The following is a 17,210-nucleotide window of genomic DNA, read 5'->3' as shown; positions in this document are numbered from 1 at the left end:
TGTCCGCATTCGACAGCCAGGCAGGGCGGGGCATTCGCTTCCACAGGTCGGGTCGTTGCGTTAACCCGGCGTTATCCATGTTCCAGCCAGGCGAGCGCCTCGGCTTCCTGGTGCAGATCGAAGGCCTTGATCGTAAGCCCCGGGATCAATGCGCCTTCGACCTCGCTAGCCTTGCGCAGCCATTCCTTGCCGGCGATCACCGCGCAACGATCGAAGCGGCGGATGAAGCGGAACAATTGCGGCAGGCGCGACAACTCCACCCCGACGGCGCCGAGCGTGGGCAGGTCGAAATCGCCGATGCGATAGAGCATCCGGCCATTGCTGATGCCTTCGGACTTGAACAGCAGGTCGTCCAGCGCGGCGCGCATGGCCTGGCTGTCCAGCTTGCCGGAGAAGTCGATATCGATGCGGTTTTCGCCTCTGCGTGATACCTGAAACATGACTTGGCCCTCGGTCGAAATCCATAACTTCTGCGAGTCATCTCGCGTTATCTGACCATAGTCGCTGTGCCATGGTCGGGCCAAAAAGATCAGCCCTGCCGCGGGCCGTTTCGTTGACCTGGGTCAGTACGTGACCAGTCGTTCACTGCGTGCCGGCGAATGGGCGGAAGCCGCGTGGTGTCTGGCCTCAAGATGCCTGACCAGTGGTATCAAGTTGCCCCGTTGGCGGCCGAGAACCGGATGAGTGCAGCGTCATTTCGACGCTGACGACGCAACCTTTTCCGTAGTTGGAACATTCCATGACCAGCACCTTGGCGAACGTCATCCAGGCCCTTTTACGCGGACTGGGTCTGCGTACCATCAACCATCAGTTCTTCTTCTCCTACAGCCTGATCTTCTTTTGCGCGGCATTGACCGCCGGCGTGTTGTTCATGTCCAGCAAGGACGCCAGCCAGATCGATATGGCCGGTGCGCAGCGCATGCTCAGCCAGAAGATGATGAAGGAGGCCCTGCTGGCCGCGCAGGGCATTGGCGGCCCGGCCGACGTGGATAAAACCATCCAGCGTTTCGAGCAGTCGCATCGGCTGCTGCTCAACGGCGACCATGCCCAGGGCATTGCGCCCGTGGAGCTGGCCAGCGCGAAACCGCACCTGCAGCGTGTCGACCAGATCTGGCAACGCTACCGTCCAGCCGTGCAGGCGTTGGCAGCAGGTCAGGGCGCCGATGTGAAGGCCATCGCTACCGACTCCAACGATATTCTCGCCGCGGCCAATGAGGTCGTGTCGCTGATTTCCGCTGACGCCAATCGCAGCGCGTCGCAGCAACTCTGGGTCGCCCTCGGTTCGACGCTGTGCATCCTGCTGCTGGTCATTCTCGGACGGATCGCCGGCATGAACTGGCTGATGCTGCAGATCGACGAGCTGCGCGGGCGTCTGGAGAAGGTCAGCCAGGGCGACTTTTCCGCGCCGCTGCAGGTGCGGCATGCCGATGACGAGATGGGCATGATCACCCTGGCCTACAACCGCCTGCTGGGCCAGGTGGGCGAGATGATCAAGGGCGTGCGGCAGGCCGCTGACGATGCTGACGCGCAGTGCGTGCGCATGGCTGGTCTGGCCGGTGACAGCGCGCGCAACGTGGAAGGGCAGCAGGCCGAGATCGATCAGGTCGCGACCGCCATGAACGAAATGCTGGCGACCTCGCACGAGGTCGCACGTAGCACCGTCGAGGCTGCCAGTGCGGCCGACGTGGCCGAGCAGGAAACCAACGCCGGCAGCGCCGTGATGAATGAATCGGTCGGCGCCATCCGCACCCTCAGCGGCCATGTCGACGGCCTGTCCGACGTGATGCAGCAGCTGGTCCAGGACAGCCACGAGATCGGCAAGGTGCTCAATGTGATCAGCGGAATCGCCGAGCAGACCAACCTGCTGGCGCTCAACGCCGCCATCGAGGCTGCCCGTGCCGGTGAACAGGGCCGCGGTTTCGCAGTGGTTGCCGACGAAGTACGCAGCCTGGCCAGTCGCACGCAGAGCTCGGCCAAGGAGGTTGGCGTACTGGTCGAGCGCCTGCAGAGCCAGGCGACTCGCGCCGGTCAGGCCATGGATGCGTCGCGCCAGAGCAGCGCGACCACACTCACCCAGATCGAGGCAGCCCAGCATGCGTTGGGGCAGATCGTCGGTGCAGTTCAGACCATTCGCGGGATGACCAACCAGATCGCCACGGCCGCCGAGGAGCAGTCGCAGGTTGCAGAAGACATGAATCAGTCGCTGACACGCATCGCCCAGGTTGCCGATCAGGCAGCAGGCGTCACGCAGGATACGGCGGCATCGGGCAATACCATCATGCAGAGCATGAAAGGCCTCAAGGCACTGACCGGGCGCTTCCGTCTGGAGTCGTGACCGGTAGCAGGCGTAGCGGGGAGGTGCTGCTGCGGGGAGGGGCGCCTCTTTCGGCGTGATGCGGGAGGCGTCCCTGCACCTTGTGTGCAGGGACGAGGCGATCAGTCCTGGCGGCTGGTCACTTCCAGCAGGTGATAGCCGAACTGCGTCTTCACCGGGCCCTGCACGACATTGATCGGGGCGCTGAAGACCACAGTATCGAACTCCTTGACCATCTGACCGGGGCCGAACGAGCCCAGATCGCCGCCCTGGCGACTGGATGGGCAGCTGGAATTCTCCTTGGCGACTTCGGCGAAGTCAGCACCCGCTTCGATGGCGGCCTTGAGTTCATTGCACTTGGCTTCGGTGGAAACCAGGATGTGACGGGCGGTTGCACGTGCCATGGGAAAGCTCCTCTTGAAATAGGCCGCCGAGGCTACCGCAAACCGATTCTCTTGGCGACCGGGTCGGCGATGGCACTGCTGACGGCGCAATGAAGGCCCCCGACCGCAGTGCTTTCGGTTACTCTCGCGCGCTTTTTCACCGGACCCGGAAAACGCTCCATGCTTGATACCACCCTCGCGCAACTCGAAACCGTCATCAACGATCTGCTGCAGCGCAACCAGAACCTCAGCCAGCACTGCGCCCTGCTTGAGCAGCAGCTGCTGCAAGCGCGCGAGGAGAATGACAACCTGCAACTGGCTGCGCTGGAGCAGGAAGACAAGCAGGGCGCAACCCTGGCCAGGTTGCAGGCGCTGCTGGAGCGAGCGACCGGCAGCAACGCCGCATGACGGCGGATGGCGTTCAGGTACTCAAGGTGTTCGGTCGCGAGTACTCGTTTAGAGCCCCGCCCAGCCAGGACACCTTGTTGCAGGAAGCTGCAGCCATGCTGCAGCAGCGTCTGGCGGACAGTCAGCGGCAGTTCCCCAATGCCACGGGCGACAAGTTGCTGGTGCTGACCGCTCTGAACCTCTGCGTTCCGCTCCTGCAACAGCAGGAGCAGATGCAGGATGTCGAGCAACGCATCGCCGCCAGCGTCGCGCGGATCAGCCAGCAGCTCGAGGCGCAAGGCTGAGCGGCTGCCTCAGGCAGCGTCGCTGCTGCGCGAGGCTTCGCTGACTGGCCGCTCTGTCAGGTAGCGCGCCAGGCGAGCCTTTTCCGGCTCGCTGAAGGCCAGTCCGAGCTTGGTGCGGCGCCAGAGGATATCGTCAACCTGGGTTGCCCACTCCTCGCGGCGAAGGTACTCGACTTCCTGCGCGTACAGCTGCTGGCCGAGATCCTCGCCCAGTGCATCGAGCGAGCGCGCTTCGCCCAGCATGCGCCATACCCGATTGCCGTAGAGGGTTGCCCAGCGCTTGGCCAGCGGCAGTTTCAGCCCCTGCACCTTGGCCACCAGCTCTTCGGTGAGTGCTTCTGCCGTGCTCATGCCTTCGCCGCCAGGCAGTGCCGCCTGCGCCGTCCAGCTTTCACCCATGGCCGGGAAGAATGGCTTGAGCTGCGCCATCGCTGACTCGGCGAGCTTGCGGTAGGTGGTCAGCTTGCCGCCGAACACCGAAAGCAGCGGTGCCTGCTTGTCTTCCGCCGCCAGCGACAGGGTGTAATCGCGGGTAACCGCGGACGGATTATCCGACTCGTCGTCGCATAGCGGCCTGACGCCGGCGAAGGTATGCACGACGTCCCTGGATTCCAGCTGCTGGCGAAAGTGCGTGTTGGCCACGCCCAGTACGTAGGCGATCTCTTCCTCGCTGATGCTCACTTTGGCCGGGTCGCCGTGATATTCGCGGTCCGTGGTGCCGATCATGGTGTAGCGATCGAGGTAAGGAATGGCGAAGACGATGCGCCGATCCTCGTTCTGCATGATGTAGGCCTGCTCGCCTTCATACAGCTTGGGCACGATGATGTGACTGCCCTGAATCAGGCGGATGCCGTACGGCGAGCGCTGCTGCAGATGCTCGCCAATGAACTGTGCGACCCAGGGACCGGCCGCATTGACCAGTGCCTTGGCGCGCAAGGAAAAGCGACTGCCATCCTCGCGCTGCAGCTCGACATCCCAGATGCCACCGGCACGCTTGGCGCTCAGGCACTGCGTGCGGGTATGGATATGCGCACCTTTTTCCCGCGCGGCCATGGCGTTGAGCACCACCAGGCGTGCGTCGTCGACCCAGCAGTCGGAGTATTCGAAGCCGCGGGTGATCGCCGGCTTGAGCGGGCTATCGCTGCCGAAACGCAAACCCCGCGATGCCGGCAGCTTCTTGCGCATGCCCAGGTTGTCGTAGAGGAACAGCCCGGCGCGGATCATCCAGGCCGGGCGCAGGTGAGGGCGGTGCGGCAGCACGAAGCGCATCGGTTTGACGATGTGCGGTGCCTTGGCCAGCAACACCTCTCGCTCGGCCAGTGCCTCACGGACGAGTCGGAATTCGTAGTGTTCCAGATAGCGCAGCCCGCCGTGGATGAGCTTGCTGCTCGCCGATGACGTATGGCTGGCCAGGTCGTCGCGTTCGCAAAGGAACACCGACAGCCCTCGGCCGGCGGCATCGGCCGCGATGCCGACACCATTGATACCGCCGCCGATCACGGCGACGTCATAGAGCTCGGAGACGGGCTGAACGGGATGTGGCACGGGCTTCTCCTCGGAAACGAAAGTTCATGTTCGGTTTTGAACATGCTATTCGCAAAAGAATCCACGCGAAAGCATAAAATGTTCGAAATCGATAAAAAGGAAAATATTCGAAAGTCGAGGGTCGTGTAGTCTGCCAACGCGAACGTGCGGAGCCGCGTGCTTACGTCGGCGACTCCGGTTGATCTTGCGGAGGTTTTCCGACCTTGAGGACACCGAGCCAGCTGGCTACACAGCGGCGCGGAGGGTCGAGAGACAGCGCTTGCATGGGGACCGGAGCAGCGCCCATTCAGCGGATGCTGCGTGTCCGTTGTAACGGTAGGCTGGCTGCAATACGCGGTCGAGATCGCAGCTACAGGTTCAACGTCACCTGATCGGTGGGTTGGCCAGGCCGGGAATGCAGGCGGTCCAGCCTACTCGGCGATTTCCAGCTGTACCTTGTGGCGGGCCAGCAGCTCGGCGAACACCTCGGAAGGTGCCGTGTCGGTGAACAGGCAATCGATCTGTTCCAGCGAACCCAGACGCGTCATGGCACTGCGGCCGAACTTGCTGGAGTCCGCGGCGAGGAAGACCTTGCGTGCGTTGTGGATGATCGCCTGGGAGACGCGGACCTCCTGGTAGTCGAAGTCGAGCAGGGTGCCGTCCTCGTCGATGCCGCTGATGCCGATCAGGGCGAAATCGACCTTGAACTGGCTGATGAAGTCCGCGGTAGCCTGGCCCACCACGCCGCCGTCGCTGCGCACGTTGCCGCCGGCGATCAGCACGTCGAAGTCTTCCTTGGTGCTGAGAATGCTCGCCACGTGCAGATCATTGGTGATGATCTTCAGGTCGCGGTGGTTGAGCAGGGCGCGGGCGATGGCTTCGGTGGTGGTGCCGATATTGATGAACAGCGAAGCCTGGTCGGGGATGCGCGCGGCCATGGCGGCGGCGATGCGCAACTTCTCGTCGCGCATCTGGTGCGCGCGCTGGCTGTAGGCGGTGTTCTGTACGCTGGAGTCGTAGGCCGCGCCACCGTGGTAGCGCCGCAGCAGGCCGGCATCGCCGAGCTGATTGATGTCGCGGCGGATGGTCTGCGGCGTGACGGCGAAATGCCGTGCCAGCTCGTCGATGCTCACGTAGCCGCGCTCGCGCACGAGTTCCAGAATGTTCTGCTGTCGGGGCGCCAGGCTCATGAGGCTTCCTTGTTCGCGGTTGTGCGGGAAGCATGCCGTAGTCTGGCGTTCGATTAAAGCGCCGGCTGTTCGAATTCGCACATCCCAGGCCTGTCTCCGAAACCCTCCAGAGGCAGGTCTGTTGTCCGTCGGATCAGTCTTCGGCCCAGTTGCGCGTACGGTCGACCGCCTTCTGCCAGCCGCGATAGAGCGCTTCGCGCTGTTCACTTCCGCACGCCGGTTCGAACACCCGCTCGATGCTGCTCTTGCTGCGCAACTCGTCGAGATCGCTCCAGAAACCGGTCGCCAGCCCGGCCAGGTAGGCCGCACCAAGGGCGGTGGTTTCCTTCATCTGCGGGCGTTCGACCTGGGTGCCGAGCAGGTCGGCCTGGAACTGCATGAGGAAGTTGTTGGCCACTGCGCCGCCGTCCACGCGCAGGGCGCGCAGGCGCTCGCCGGCATCCTGCTGCATGGCATCGAGTACGTCGCGGGTCTGGTAAGCGATGGACTCCAGCGCCGCACGGATCAGGTGGTCGACCTTGACCCCGCGGGTCAGGCCGAACAGCGCGCCGCGGGCACGCGGGTCCCAGTAGGGCGCGCCAAGGCCGGTGAAGGCTGGCACCAGGTAGATGCCGTTGCTGTCCGGCACCTTGGTGGCGAAGTACTCCGAATCCAGCGATTCGTTGAGTACCTTCAGTTCGTCACGCAGCCACTGCACGGTGGAGCCGCCATTGAAGATGGCGCCTTCCAGCGCGTAATTCACTTCGCCCCGCGGCCCGCAGGCGATGGTCGTCAGCAGACCATGTTCGGACTGCACTGCCTTGGTCCCGGTATTCATCAGCAGGAAGCAGCCGGTGCCGTAGGTGTTCTTGGCCTGCCCGGGTTCGACGCACATCTGGCCGAACAGCGCGGCCTGCTGGTCGCCGGCGATACCCGCGATGGGAATGCCGGTGCTCTGGCCAGAGCCGATGTAGGCGTGGCCGTAGATCTCCGAGGAGGAGCGCACTTCCGGCAGCATTTCGCGCGGGATATCCAGCGCTTCGAGCATCACCGGGTCCCAGTCCAGTTTGTGGATATCGAACAGCAGCGTGCGCGAGGCGTTGGTGTAGTCGGTGACGTGGGCCTTGCCCTGGGTCATCTTCCAGATCAGCCAGCAATCGACGGTGCCGAACAGCAGCTCGCCACGGCGGGCGCGCTCGCGGCTGCCTTCGACGTGATCGAGAATCCACTTGATCTTAGTGCCGGAGAAGTAGGGGTCGATCACCAGGCCGGTGGTCTTGCGGATGTGCTCTTCCATGCCGTCGCGCTTGAGCTGGTCGCAGATCGGCGTGCTCTGGCGGCTCTGCCAGACGATGGCGTTGTAGATAGGCCTGCCGGTGACCTTGTCCCAGACGATGGCGGTCTCGCGCTGGTTGGTGATACCGATGGCCGCCACCTGCTCGTTGGTGATGCCGGCCTGGGCCAGGGCTTCGACGAACACGCCGCTCTGGGTCGCCCAGATTTCCATGGGGTCATGCTCGACCCAGCTCGGCTGCGGGTAGATCTGCGCGAACTCGCGCTGGGCGATGGTCACCACATTGGCGTTGCGGTCCAGCACGATGGCACGGGAGCTGGTGGTGCCCTGGTCGAGGGCGACGATGAATTGCTTGTTCTGGTTGCTCATGGCGTCGTTTCCTTAGCGAACTTTGCTGATATCGGGCTGGGCGGCGCCCATTTCGGCAGAGGCCTTTTCCTTGGGTTTGGGTGCATCGCAGGCGGCAGAGCCAACGCCCGGCAGGTGTCGGCAGATGAGTGCCTTGTAACCGGCAGCGCCGAGGCAGGCGCCGAGAATCGGGGCGAAGATCGGAACCAGGAAGTACGGGATGTCTCGCCCTCCGGTAAAGGCCACATCGCCCCAACCGGCCAGGAAGGTCATCAGTTTAGGCCCGAAATCCCGCGCCGGATTCATCGCAAAACCGGTCAGCGGTCCCATCGCGCCGCCGATCACGGCGATCAGCAGGCCGATCAGCAAAGGTGCGAGCGGGCCGCTGGGCAGGCCATTGCCGTCGTCGGTGATGGCCATGATCATCGCCAGCAGAATGGCCGTGATGACCACTTCCACAAGGAACGCCTGACCGAACGACAACGAGGCGTGCGGGTAGGTGGAGAAGACCGACGCGAGTTCGAGGCTCTCGACACTGCCACGCACCATCTGCTGGGCCTGTTCGAAATCGAAAAACAGGCTGCTGTACAGTCCGTAGACCAGCGCCGCGGAACAGAAGGCGCCGGCCACCTGCGCGAGGATGTAAGCCGGCACCCGGTGCCGTTCGAATGTGCCGAACAGCCACAATGCGATGGTGACAGCCGGGTTCAGATGGGCACCGGAGACGCCGGCGGCAAGGTACACCGCCATCGAAACGCCGATGCCCCAGATGATGCTGATTTCCCACAGCCCCAGGTCGGCGCCGCCGAGCTTGAGCGCGGCGACGCAGCCGGTACCGAAGAAGATGAGAAGGGCAGTGCCGAGAAATTCGGCGATGCATTGTCCCTTTAGCGTCGGGACGATGGGCGTACTCATGCGCGGAGCCTCGTTCATTTGTTTTTGTTTTATTCCGAGCACTGCATTGGTTCGGAATTGTTCGGAAACGAAAACTTAGAGGCAAAGAATGCCGCTGTCAAAGTAAAAATTCGAACATTTTGCGGGTTTTCTGCGGGAACAAATGCTGGCTCTTGCTGTCGGTCTGCACCCCGGAAGGAACGCTGTGACCGATAAAGCCTGTTCATCGGGCGGGAATCGGAAGCCGTCGGTGCCTCAGTGCTTACGCCGCCAGAGCCGCCAGCCGAGCAGCAGATCGTCAGCCATCGGCACCAGAGCCAGTGCCAGCAGCAGAGCGGCCAGCGGGACGGTGGCGAGGAAGCCGAAGTGCTTGAAGCCGATCGCGCCAGTCAACCCGCCGGTGAAGAAACTCATCACCATCAGCAGGTTGATACGCAGGCGCTGTCGGTTGGCCCGGACCGGTGGCATGTCGTCATGACGATTGCGGTTGAAATAGATCAGCCGGCCCAGCTCGATACCGATGTCGGTCACCATTCCGGTGATGTGCGTGGTGCGCACCTCGGCGTTGGAAAGCTTGGTGATGATCGCGTTCTGCAGACCCATGATGAAGCACAGCAGCACCACCGTCAGCGGTACGAAGAAGCCTGGGACCGCCATCAGCCGTGCCCCGAGGATACCGAACAGCAGCAACAGTACGGCTTCCAGCGCCAGCGGTAGCGCGTACTGGCTATGCAGGCGGCGGCGCCGCGAGAAGTTGATCATCAGCGTCGAGCACATGGCGCCGAGGATGAACGAGAGCAGGGCACCAAAACCCGCCAGCGCCAGATCGGTGGCACCGAGGGCCAGGTTGTCGGCCATTGCCGAAACGATACCGGTCATGTGCGAGGTGTACTGCTGGACCGCAATGAACCCGCCGGCGTTGGCGGCGCCCGCGACAAAGGCGAGGCACAGGCCAAGCTGACGATTGCTGTGTGCGGACCGTCGACGATCGGTCAGGCGACGGGCGTACTTGATCGGCATGGCAGGCTCGCGCTCGGCAGCAAAGCGGCGATTATAGGGCTGTTGGCCTGCCTGGATCGCGGTTGGCGGAAATTCTCAGCGTCGCCGTCCGGCCTTGCGGCCGCCGCCGCGTCGTACTGCCCGTGGCTTGCGCTGGCGTGACAGCTCGCGGGTGATGGCATCGTTGAGCAGCTTGCGCGCGTCCTCGCCGTCGTCGTGCTCGGGGAAGTGCTCGGGGAGGCTGCGGGCCAGATGCAGGTAGGTTTCCACCACATGCAGAGTGCTTTCCAGGCTGGCCAGGTCGCTGCCGAGCAGCAGCTTGGGCATCGGAATGGCGTGGCCTTCGGCGACGCGTTTGATCCAGCGCTGGGCATGCTGGCTGGCCGGGCTGTCGAAACCGCCGCGGATCGGCGTGCAGGCGAACGTCCAGCGCAGCCAGAGCGGAATCTTCGGGTCGTCGATCAGCTCGATCCACTCGGCCAGTTCGTCCGGCAGCACCGAAATGAAGGCCTCGCCGTAGTTGATGTTGCGGTTGAAGGTCAGCCAGGCGCGCAGCAGGCTCGGCTCGCCCATCAGTTCGGAAATGGCGGACAGGTGATCGATGGAAGGGCGCACCTGGAACTGACTCAGGTCCACCGGCGCATCCGGGCTGTTGAACAGGCGGCGGATGGACTTGAGCGTCTGCGGATCCAGTGCGGTGATCTCGCCGCTGTCGTGGTGGCCGAAACGCCCCGCGCGCCCACCGATCTGCTTGACCTCCTGCACCTTGAGCTGGCGGTTCTGGATACCGTCGAACTTCTCGTCGGTGTAGAAGCACAGGGTGTGCGCCGGCAGGTTGAGGCCCATGCCGACCGCGTCGGTGGCGACCATGATGTCCGCCTCGCCTTCGCGGAAGCGCCGCGCCTGCTCGCGGCGCACCTCCGGCGACAATGCGCCGTAGACCACCGAGACGCTCTTGCCGGCGCTCTCGAGCATGCCCTTGAGTTCCAGCACCAGCTTGCGGCTGAACGCCACCAGCAGCGAGCCGGGTTCCAGGCGCTCCAGCGTGATGGCGTGCTTGGCCACCTCTACCGGCGACAGGCGTTTGGTGCGCTGCACCTGCAGCTGGTCCTCGCAGAGCTCGCAGAGCGTGCGCAGCGACGGCTCGATCAGTGCCGGACCGGTCATCATCAGCTTCGGCGTATGTGCGCTGACCAGTGCATCGACCCAGGCCCAGCCACGTTGCGGGTCGGCCATCATCTGCACTTCGTCGACCACCACCACGTCCCAGTGCTCATGCCGGAAGCGGGCGAACTCCTCCACGGTGCAGCAGAAGTGCGTGGCGCCTTCGCGAATGATTTCCTCCTCGCCGGTGACCAGCGAGCAGGGCACACCCATCGACTCGATGCGCTCCTGATTCTCCAGCGCCATCAGGCGCAGCGGCGAAAGATAGATGGCGCGCTCGGCGGCGGCCATCGCCTCGATGGAGCGGTGCGTCTTGCCGCTGTTGGTCGGGCCGAGCAGGGCGATCCAGCGTCGCGTCAGCCGGCGCGCCGGATAGAGCTTGTGGTAATGGACGAAGCGCGGGTTGTTTTCCAGCAGCACGGCAAAGGCCATGCGCTCTTCATGCTCGCGGCGGGCGGCACGTATCGCCTTGCGCATGCGTCCGGGTTCGAGCGCGATGAGTTCGGTGAGACGCTTGTGGCCAAGCTGCTGCAGGTCGAAGCCGTCGGCGAGTTCGAGCATACGGTCGAACGTTGCCTGCAGGTCTTCGCGATCCTGTCGCTTCCAGGCCTCGACTTCAGCAGCGCTGAGCAGGTGATCCTGGTCGGCGGGAATGCGCCGCTGCAGTTCCAGCTCGAGCGTGCCGTGACGCAGCGTCACCAGATAGCGCAGCTCGTGGCGAATCTCGTTGACCGTGGCGACGGCGTGCGGCAGGAACTCATCGACTCGCGACAGTTCCGGTCGAATGCGCGCCAGACAGCGCTGACGCTCGTCTTCATCCATCTCGGCGAAGGGCCGTTCGAGCACCTGCAGCCGATTGCGCACATAGCGCTGTACGGCCTGTTTCAGGTTGCCGGCGAAATCGCCGCGCTGCGGACTATCGTCCAGACGCAGCGCCCATTCAGGTTCCAGCAGATGGGGCGGGGAGCCCAGGCTGAAGGTCTTCTCGCTGCCGAACAGATCGATGCTGCAGGCAATTTCGCCGAGGTCTCGGCTGACAACCCGATCGAGCAACTGGTCTGCGACCGGTTCTGCCAGCAGATCATCCACCGCCGGCCCATGCAGCCCCAGCCAGAACGCCTTGGCCGCGCGACCCAGACCGGCGATGGGGTAGCCAACGTAAGGCGTGAACCACTTTTCCTGATGGTGCTTCTTCGCGGTGAAATCCGGATAGCGCGCCGTCGCCCAGTCGAGGAAACGTGCCAGACGCTCGAGTCTGATGGATTTGAACTGCTTACCGCCGGCCTTGGCCATGATCGACACCTTTACTGATCAGTCTTCTTTTCTACGACTCGCGATGCGCTTTTTTGCTCGGCGCGGCGCATGACCGGTCGGCGATTATAGGGGCAGGTGTCGTGTTTTCTCTTGTTGCGTGACGGCAATCAAGAAAGCGAACCGTCCGTCAGGATGGCTGTTGGCCATTATCTGGCCGTGCCCTATAGTGCGCGCCGCAATGGATGGCCAACAGCCCGGGTAGAGCCGGGTGGATGAGAGCTGTCGATTTTCGATGGACACCAAGGAACTTGAACATGAACGCCAAACACCTTCTTGCCGTAGCTGTCAGTGCCGTACTGCTTTCGGCCTGCACCGCCACCACTTCGCTGCGCTCCACCGATCCGGATCTTGCCATCAAGATCAACCAGGACGCGCCGCTGGTGCTGAAGAACCCCGTCAGCAAGACCTACAAGGCCACCAGCTTCGGCCAGTACCGCTTCCGTGCCGAGAAGCCGGGTATGGAGCCGATGTATGGCCTGATTCCGTTGAAGTTCAACAGTGGCTATCTGGTCGCGGACATCCTGTTCTTTGCCCCCGCAGCGTTCTACAACCTGCGTGAGGTCTACCCGTTCTACGAGTTCGACGTAGAGAAAAACGAGGTTCGCTACAAGAAGAATGCCGGTGACCAGTGGACCGTGTACAAGCCGACACCGGCTGAAGTGGCTCGCGCTCAGGCCTACTTCGCCAACTGATTGCACCTCGGTAGCCCTTGCGCCTTCAAGGTGCGGGGGCTTTCAGCTCAACTCCCTCGCTCCACCGTATCGCCATCTTCACGGCGATCGCCACCAAGCTGCAGCTTCAGGCTGCGCACTTCCTCGGTCAGGCATTCCACTTGCAGCAGCAACCGCTGCATGGTTTCTCGATCGGCCAGTTGTTCACGGTTGTCTTCCTCGTGCCGGTCGGCGACGAACAGCGAACCGATGTACGCCGCGAAACTGCCGAACAGCCCGACCCCTGAAACCATCAACAGCACCGCAACGATGCGCCCCTGGGTGGTGACCGGATAGAAGTCGCCATACCCGACCGTGGTCACGGTGACGAATGCCCACCACAGCGCCTCTTCCGGCGTGTTGATCGAACTCTCCGGGTTCGGCGCTTCCACCAGCAGCATGGTCAGTGCGCCGAACGCCACCAGCAGCATGGTTGCCGTGGCTGCGGAGGCGACGATGCCTTCGGCGCGGTTGCGAAACAGGATGCGCCAGATCAGCCGCAGCGACTTGATCGCCCGCAGCACCCGCAGAATCTGGAAGGCACGAAACAGCTTGGCCGCCTGTAGCCCACCGGCCGGTACGCTGGCCAGCAGATCGATCCAGCCCCAGCGCATGAAGCGCAGCTTGTTCTCGGCCTGTTGCAGGCGCATCCAGAAGTCGAGGAAGAAAAAGAAGCAGACGATGTTGTCCAGATACCCGAGCAGGGTCGATATGTCCTCGGGCAGATCGAACACCAGATCGGCCACCAGCGCGCCGATCACATAGATGGACAGCACCAGGATGAGTATCTGAAAGGGCGTGACGGGGCGTTGCTTCATGGATAAACCGTTTGAGCTCGGGCGGGCGGCGCGCAAGTTTAAAGCACATGCCAGTCAACGCTGGCAGCGCGATCAAGAGGATTTTCGATGAAAACCAGCGAAAGCATTCGTCTCGGCTGCGCCGGTTGGAGCCTGCCGCGAGCGTGCTGGCCGGCGTTCCCCAGCGATGGAACGCATCTGCAGCGCTTCGCTCGGCGATTCTCGGCAGTCGAAATCAACAGTTCGTTCTACCGTCCGCATCGACCGGCAACCTACCGCAAATGGGCTGCGAGCGTGCCGGAGGGTTTCAGTTTCTGCGTAAAGGTGCCGCGGCAGATCACCCATGAACAGCGATTGCGCGACTGCGGCGCGGCGCTTGAACGTTTCCTCGAGGAAGTGACCGAGCTTGGCGACAGACTCGGTTGCCTGCTATTGCAGCTGCCGCCATCGCTCGGCTTCGAAAGCGCGGTAGCAGGGGATTTCTTCGAAGCGCTACGCGAGCGTTATGCCGGCCCACTTGCCCTGGAGCCGCGGCATGCCAGTTGGCTGGATGCCGAGGGCTTGCTCGATCGTTGGCGCATCGCCCGGGTAGCGGCGGACCCTTCACCGATTACCGGGGGTGACCAGCCGGGCGGCTGGGCGGGCATGCGCTATTACCGTCTGCACGGCTCGCCACGTATCTACCATTCAGCCTATGCAACCGAGTGGCTGGAGCGCCTGGCTGACGAACTGCGCCGATGCGCGCAGTCGGGTGTGCCCAGCTGGTGCATCTTCGACAACACCGCCAGCGGTGCTGCTGTAGACAATGCGCTGGCGTTGCAGTCGATGCTGCGGGCTAGCGGGTTCAGCGAGGAATGATGCGCACGCGGCCTGCGGTGTTGTCACGCCGCCCGGCTTTTTCGTTCTCCGCACGGCCCGGGATCGAACCGGAGTCCTGGCCTCGGTCGGGGGTTGCGCTGCCGTCGAGTTCGCGCTGGTCGACGCTGATCGACGCGGCATCCGGATAGCCGGTGGTCAGCGTCTCGGTGCTGGCGGTCACCGGGGTCGCGTCGGCATCGCCCCAGTTGGCGCTGCGCTCGTCGATATCGATGGCACCGTTGCGCTCCATGACCTGCTCGACCATCGATACCGGGCCCTCGTCATCCAGCGAAACGGTGACTACCGTAGAACCTCGACGTGCTGCTTCGGGATAGCGGCCCGCGTGCTTGTCGGCACTGTCGCCGAAGAGCTTGCTGAAAAAGCTGCCGATCTTGTCCGCGGCGGTGGCATCCTCATCCGGCTCCTCGCCAACCACCTCCACACGGCTGCCATCGACCTGTTCCGGGTTCATCGCCGCAGACAGCTGAATGTCGTCATCGGCGATGCCCTGCTGCACCAGCTCCTGCTTGACCTGCTGCGCTTGTTCGTAGCGATCGAATGCTGCGATCAGAATCTGTTTCATGGATCACCTTCGTGTGCGTGCAGCCGGGGCTGCGATTCATGGGTGGTTCGGTACCTGTCATGAGTCTTTGGCGCAACGTAGCGGGTGATGGTTCCGGCGGATTTGTGTGCGGACGTGAGCCAGTCGGCTGTGGGCGTAGCCGACTGGCGTGACCGCGGCCAATCAGGCTTGCGGTGAGCGGCGAATGGTCTTCATCAGATCGTCCGGGCTGATCTGCCCGACCACGCTGCTGGCACTGCCCGGCAGCGGCAGGTCGAGGATATGGCCCTTCATCTTGCCGATCACGTGCATCTCGCAGGGCTTGCAGTCGAACTTCAGCGTCAGCACCTCGTCGCCGTGCACCAGCTGCATCGGCGCCACCTTCGTGCGCACGCCGGTGACGCCCTTGGCCTGCTTCGGGCAGAGGTTGAAGGAGAAACGCAGGCAGTGCTTGGTGATCATCACCGGCACTTCGCCGGTTTCCTCATGGGCCTCGTAGGCCGCGTCGATCAGCTGCACGCCATAGCGGTGATAGAAGGCGCGCGCCTTCTCGTTGTAGACGTTGTAGAGAAACGACAGGTGCGACTCCGGGTAGACCGGCGGCGGCACGCTGACCGGCTTGCGCCCGCCGCGCGGACGGATCGCTTCGCGCGCTTCGCCCAGCGCCTCGATGGCTTCGCGGCGCAGCGCCTTGAGTTGCGAGTTGGGGATGAAGAAGGCCTGCGGTGCATCCACTTCGACTTCTTCGGCGTGGTAGATGGTGGTGCCGAGCTGGCTCAGCAGGTCGGCGATCTGGCCGGGCACCTGCTCGGGCTTCTTCGCTTCGCCGAACGGGCCGGGCAGGGTGGCCGTGGCATAGGCGCCTTCCTCGCTGGTGACGTGCAGCTCCAGCTCATCGGCGCGCAATTTTGCCAGCCAACGTACACCGATGCGGCGCTCGGCGGAGGTCTTCTGCAGCGCGTTCTGCCAGTTGTGGTCCAGGTTGCGATTGAGCGGATGGTTCGGGCGCACCTGGCGCATCGCGGCGGGCATTTCGTTGGGTTCGACGCGGTACTCATAGCGCGACTGACCGTCTTCCTCGAACTGCTTCAGCGGCTCGACCACGCTGGCGCGGAAGCCCACCACCTCGCGTTTGATCAACACGTTGAGGCCGTCGCCGTTTGAGAGCGGCTCGCGGGTCTGCACGGTCAGGTCATGCTTGCCGACCTTGAGCACTTCACCGACCGCAAGGCCGGTGAAGGTCGGCGAATCGAAGGCGCCGATGTCGATCTTGCGGTCGGTGACGAAGTAGTCGGTGCTGCCGCGGTGGAAGGTCTTGTCCGGGTCCGGGATGAAGAAATGATCGGTGCGGCCGCTGGAGGCGCGGGCGAGGTCAGGGCGTTCGGCGAGGATGCCGTCGAGGCGTTGGCGGTAGTAAGCGGTGATGTTCTTCACGTAGCTCACGTCCTTGTAGCGCCCCTCGATCTTGAACGAACGCACGCCGGCGTCGACCAGGGCGCTCAGGTTGGCGCTCTGGTTGTTGTCCTTCATCGACAGCAGGTGCTTCTCGAAGGCCACCACGCGGCCCTGATCGTCCTTCAGCGTGTAGGGCAGGCGGCAGGCCTGGGAACAGTCGCCGCGGTTGGCGCTGCGCCCGGTCTGCGCGTGGCTGATGTTGCACTGCCCGGAAAACGCCACGCACAGCGCGCCGTGGATGAAGAACTCCAGGGTCGAATCCACTTCGTCGTAGATCGCACGGATTTCCTGCAGGTTCAGCTCGCGGGCGAGGACCAGCTGCGAGAAACCGGCCTTGTCGAGGAACTTGGCCCGTTCCAGCGTGCGGATGTCGGTCTGGGTGCTGGCGTGGATCTCGATGGGCGGAATATCCAGCTCCATGATGCCCATGTCCTGCACGATCAGCGCGTCAACGCCGATCTCGTACAGCTGGTGGATCAGCGTGCGCGCGGCTTCCAGCTCGTCGTCATGCAGGATGGTGTTGATGGTGACAAACACACGCGCATGAAACAGATGGGCGAATTTCACCAGCTCGGCAATGTCCGCCACGCTGTTCTCGGCGTTGTGTCGCGCACCGAAGCTCGGGCCGCCGATATACACCGCATCGGCGCCATGCAGGATGGCCTCGCGGGCGATGCTGGCGTCACGGGCAGGGGCGAGCAGTTCGAGATGGTGCTTGGGCAGGGACATTGGC

At 63.4% G+C, this 17,210-nt stretch carries 16 protein-coding genes; 5 read left to right on the top strand and 11 right to left on the bottom strand.

From position 1 onward, the window contains the following. Nucleotides 1–71 precede the first annotated feature (71 nt). Complete coding sequence (locus EA798_RS17195) at nt 72–440, bottom strand: SpoIIAA family protein (protein ID WP_122099734.1); 369 nt, start codon at nt 438–440, stop codon at nt 72–74. A gap of 299 nt (nt 441–739) precedes the next feature. On the opposite strand from EA798_RS17195, the gene EA798_RS17190 reads away from it, so the two are divergent. Then, on the top strand, nt 740–2,335 hold the full coding sequence (locus EA798_RS17190; protein WP_122099733.1) for a methyl-accepting chemotaxis protein: 1,596 nt from the start codon (nt 740–742) through the stop codon (nt 2,333–2,335). 101 nt (nt 2,336–2,436) lie between these two features. Here the strand turns inward: EA798_RS17190 and EA798_RS17185 are convergent, their stop codons facing one another. Next, complete coding sequence (locus EA798_RS17185) at nt 2,437–2,718, bottom strand: peptidylprolyl isomerase (protein ID WP_106155335.1); 282 nt, start codon at nt 2,716–2,718, stop codon at nt 2,437–2,439. 159 nt (nt 2,719–2,877) lie between these two features. Between EA798_RS17185 and EA798_RS17180 the strand changes: the two genes are divergently transcribed. After that, a complete protein-coding gene (locus EA798_RS17180) occupies nt 2,878–3,105 on the top strand; it encodes a hypothetical protein (protein WP_106155334.1) in 228 nt (75 codons plus the stop codon). After that, nucleotides 3,102–3,389, top strand: a complete 288-nt coding sequence (locus tag EA798_RS17175; RefSeq protein ID WP_106155333.1) for a cell division protein ZapA — start codon at nt 3,102–3,104, stop codon at nt 3,387–3,389. The genes EA798_RS17180 and EA798_RS17175 overlap by 4 nt, the downstream gene beginning before the upstream one ends. A gap of 9 nt (nt 3,390–3,398) precedes the next feature. Here EA798_RS17175 and glpD read toward each other — a convergent pair whose 3' ends face one another. The 6 genes from glpD to EA798_RS17145 form a co-directional block, all read right to left on the bottom strand. Continuing rightward, a complete protein-coding gene (gene glpD, locus EA798_RS17170; RefSeq protein ID WP_122099732.1) occupies nt 3,399–4,934 on the bottom strand; it encodes a glycerol-3-phosphate dehydrogenase in 1,536 nt (511 codons plus the stop codon). A gap of 410 nt (nt 4,935–5,344) precedes the next feature. Further along, the gene (locus tag EA798_RS17165; protein ID WP_106155331.1) at nt 5,345–6,103 is read right to left on the bottom strand and encodes a DeoR family transcriptional regulator; all 759 of its coding nucleotides are present in this window, start codon (nt 6,101–6,103) and stop codon (nt 5,345–5,347) included. Nucleotides 6,104–6,236: 133 nt separating this feature from the next. Continuing rightward, a complete protein-coding gene (glpK, locus tag EA798_RS17160) occupies nt 6,237–7,745 on the bottom strand; it encodes a glycerol kinase GlpK (RefSeq protein WP_106155330.1) in 1,509 nt (502 codons plus the stop codon). A gap of 12 nt (nt 7,746–7,757) precedes the next feature. Then, nucleotides 7,758–8,639 carry an MIP/aquaporin family protein gene (locus EA798_RS17155; RefSeq protein ID WP_106155329.1) on the bottom strand — a complete coding sequence of 294 codons (882 nt, stop codon included), beginning with the start codon at nt 8,637–8,639 and terminating at the stop codon, nt 7,758–7,760. Nucleotides 8,640–8,873: 234 nt separating this feature from the next. Then, nucleotides 8,874–9,638 (bottom strand): YoaK family protein, encoded by a 765-nt coding sequence (locus tag EA798_RS17150; RefSeq protein ID WP_122099731.1) that lies wholly within the window; start codon nt 9,636–9,638, stop codon nt 8,874–8,876. Nucleotides 9,639–9,713: 75 nt separating this feature from the next. Continuing rightward, entirely contained in the window at nt 9,714–12,074 is a 2,361-nt protein-coding gene (locus EA798_RS17145) for an SUV3 family DEAD/DEAH box RNA helicase (protein ID WP_122099730.1), read from the bottom strand. Between the two features lie 275 nt (nt 12,075–12,349). Between EA798_RS17145 and EA798_RS17140 the strand changes: the two genes are divergently transcribed. Continuing rightward, entirely contained in the window at nt 12,350–12,787 is a 438-nt protein-coding gene (locus EA798_RS17140) for a hypothetical protein (RefSeq protein WP_122099729.1), read from the top strand. 47 nt (nt 12,788–12,834) lie between these two features. On the opposite strand, the gene EA798_RS17135 is transcribed toward EA798_RS17140, so the two are convergent. Further along, the gene (locus EA798_RS17135) at nt 12,835–13,623 is read right to left on the bottom strand and encodes an ion transporter (RefSeq protein WP_122099728.1); all 789 of its coding nucleotides are present in this window, start codon (nt 13,621–13,623) and stop codon (nt 12,835–12,837) included. An 87-nt stretch (nt 13,624–13,710) separates the two neighbouring features. Here EA798_RS17135 and EA798_RS17130 point away from each other — a divergent pair, with 87 nt between their 5' ends. After that, nucleotides 13,711–14,460, top strand: coding sequence for a DUF72 domain-containing protein (locus EA798_RS17130; protein WP_122099727.1), 750 nt, complete (start codon nt 13,711–13,713; stop codon nt 14,458–14,460). Here EA798_RS17130 and EA798_RS17125 read toward each other — a convergent pair. Both EA798_RS17125 and EA798_RS17120 read right to left on the bottom strand, forming a co-directional pair. Then, nucleotides 14,447–15,043 (bottom strand): hypothetical protein, encoded by a 597-nt coding sequence (locus EA798_RS17125; protein ID WP_106155323.1) that lies wholly within the window; start codon nt 15,041–15,043, stop codon nt 14,447–14,449. The genes EA798_RS17130 and EA798_RS17125 overlap by 14 nt on opposite strands. Before the next feature lie 162 nt (nt 15,044–15,205). After that, a complete protein-coding gene (locus tag EA798_RS17120; protein WP_122099726.1) occupies nt 15,206–17,206 on the bottom strand; it encodes a peptidase U32 family protein in 2,001 nt (666 codons plus the stop codon). Nucleotides 17,207–17,210 lie beyond the last annotated feature (4 nt).

This window comes from Pseudomonas songnenensis (assembly GCF_003696315.1).
GTDB classification, from domain to species: domain Bacteria; phylum Pseudomonadota; class Gammaproteobacteria; order Pseudomonadales; family Pseudomonadaceae; genus Stutzerimonas; species Stutzerimonas songnenensis.
The sequence above is the reverse complement of the archived record's forward strand: the minus strand, read 5'-3'. Positions and strand labels throughout refer to the sequence as shown.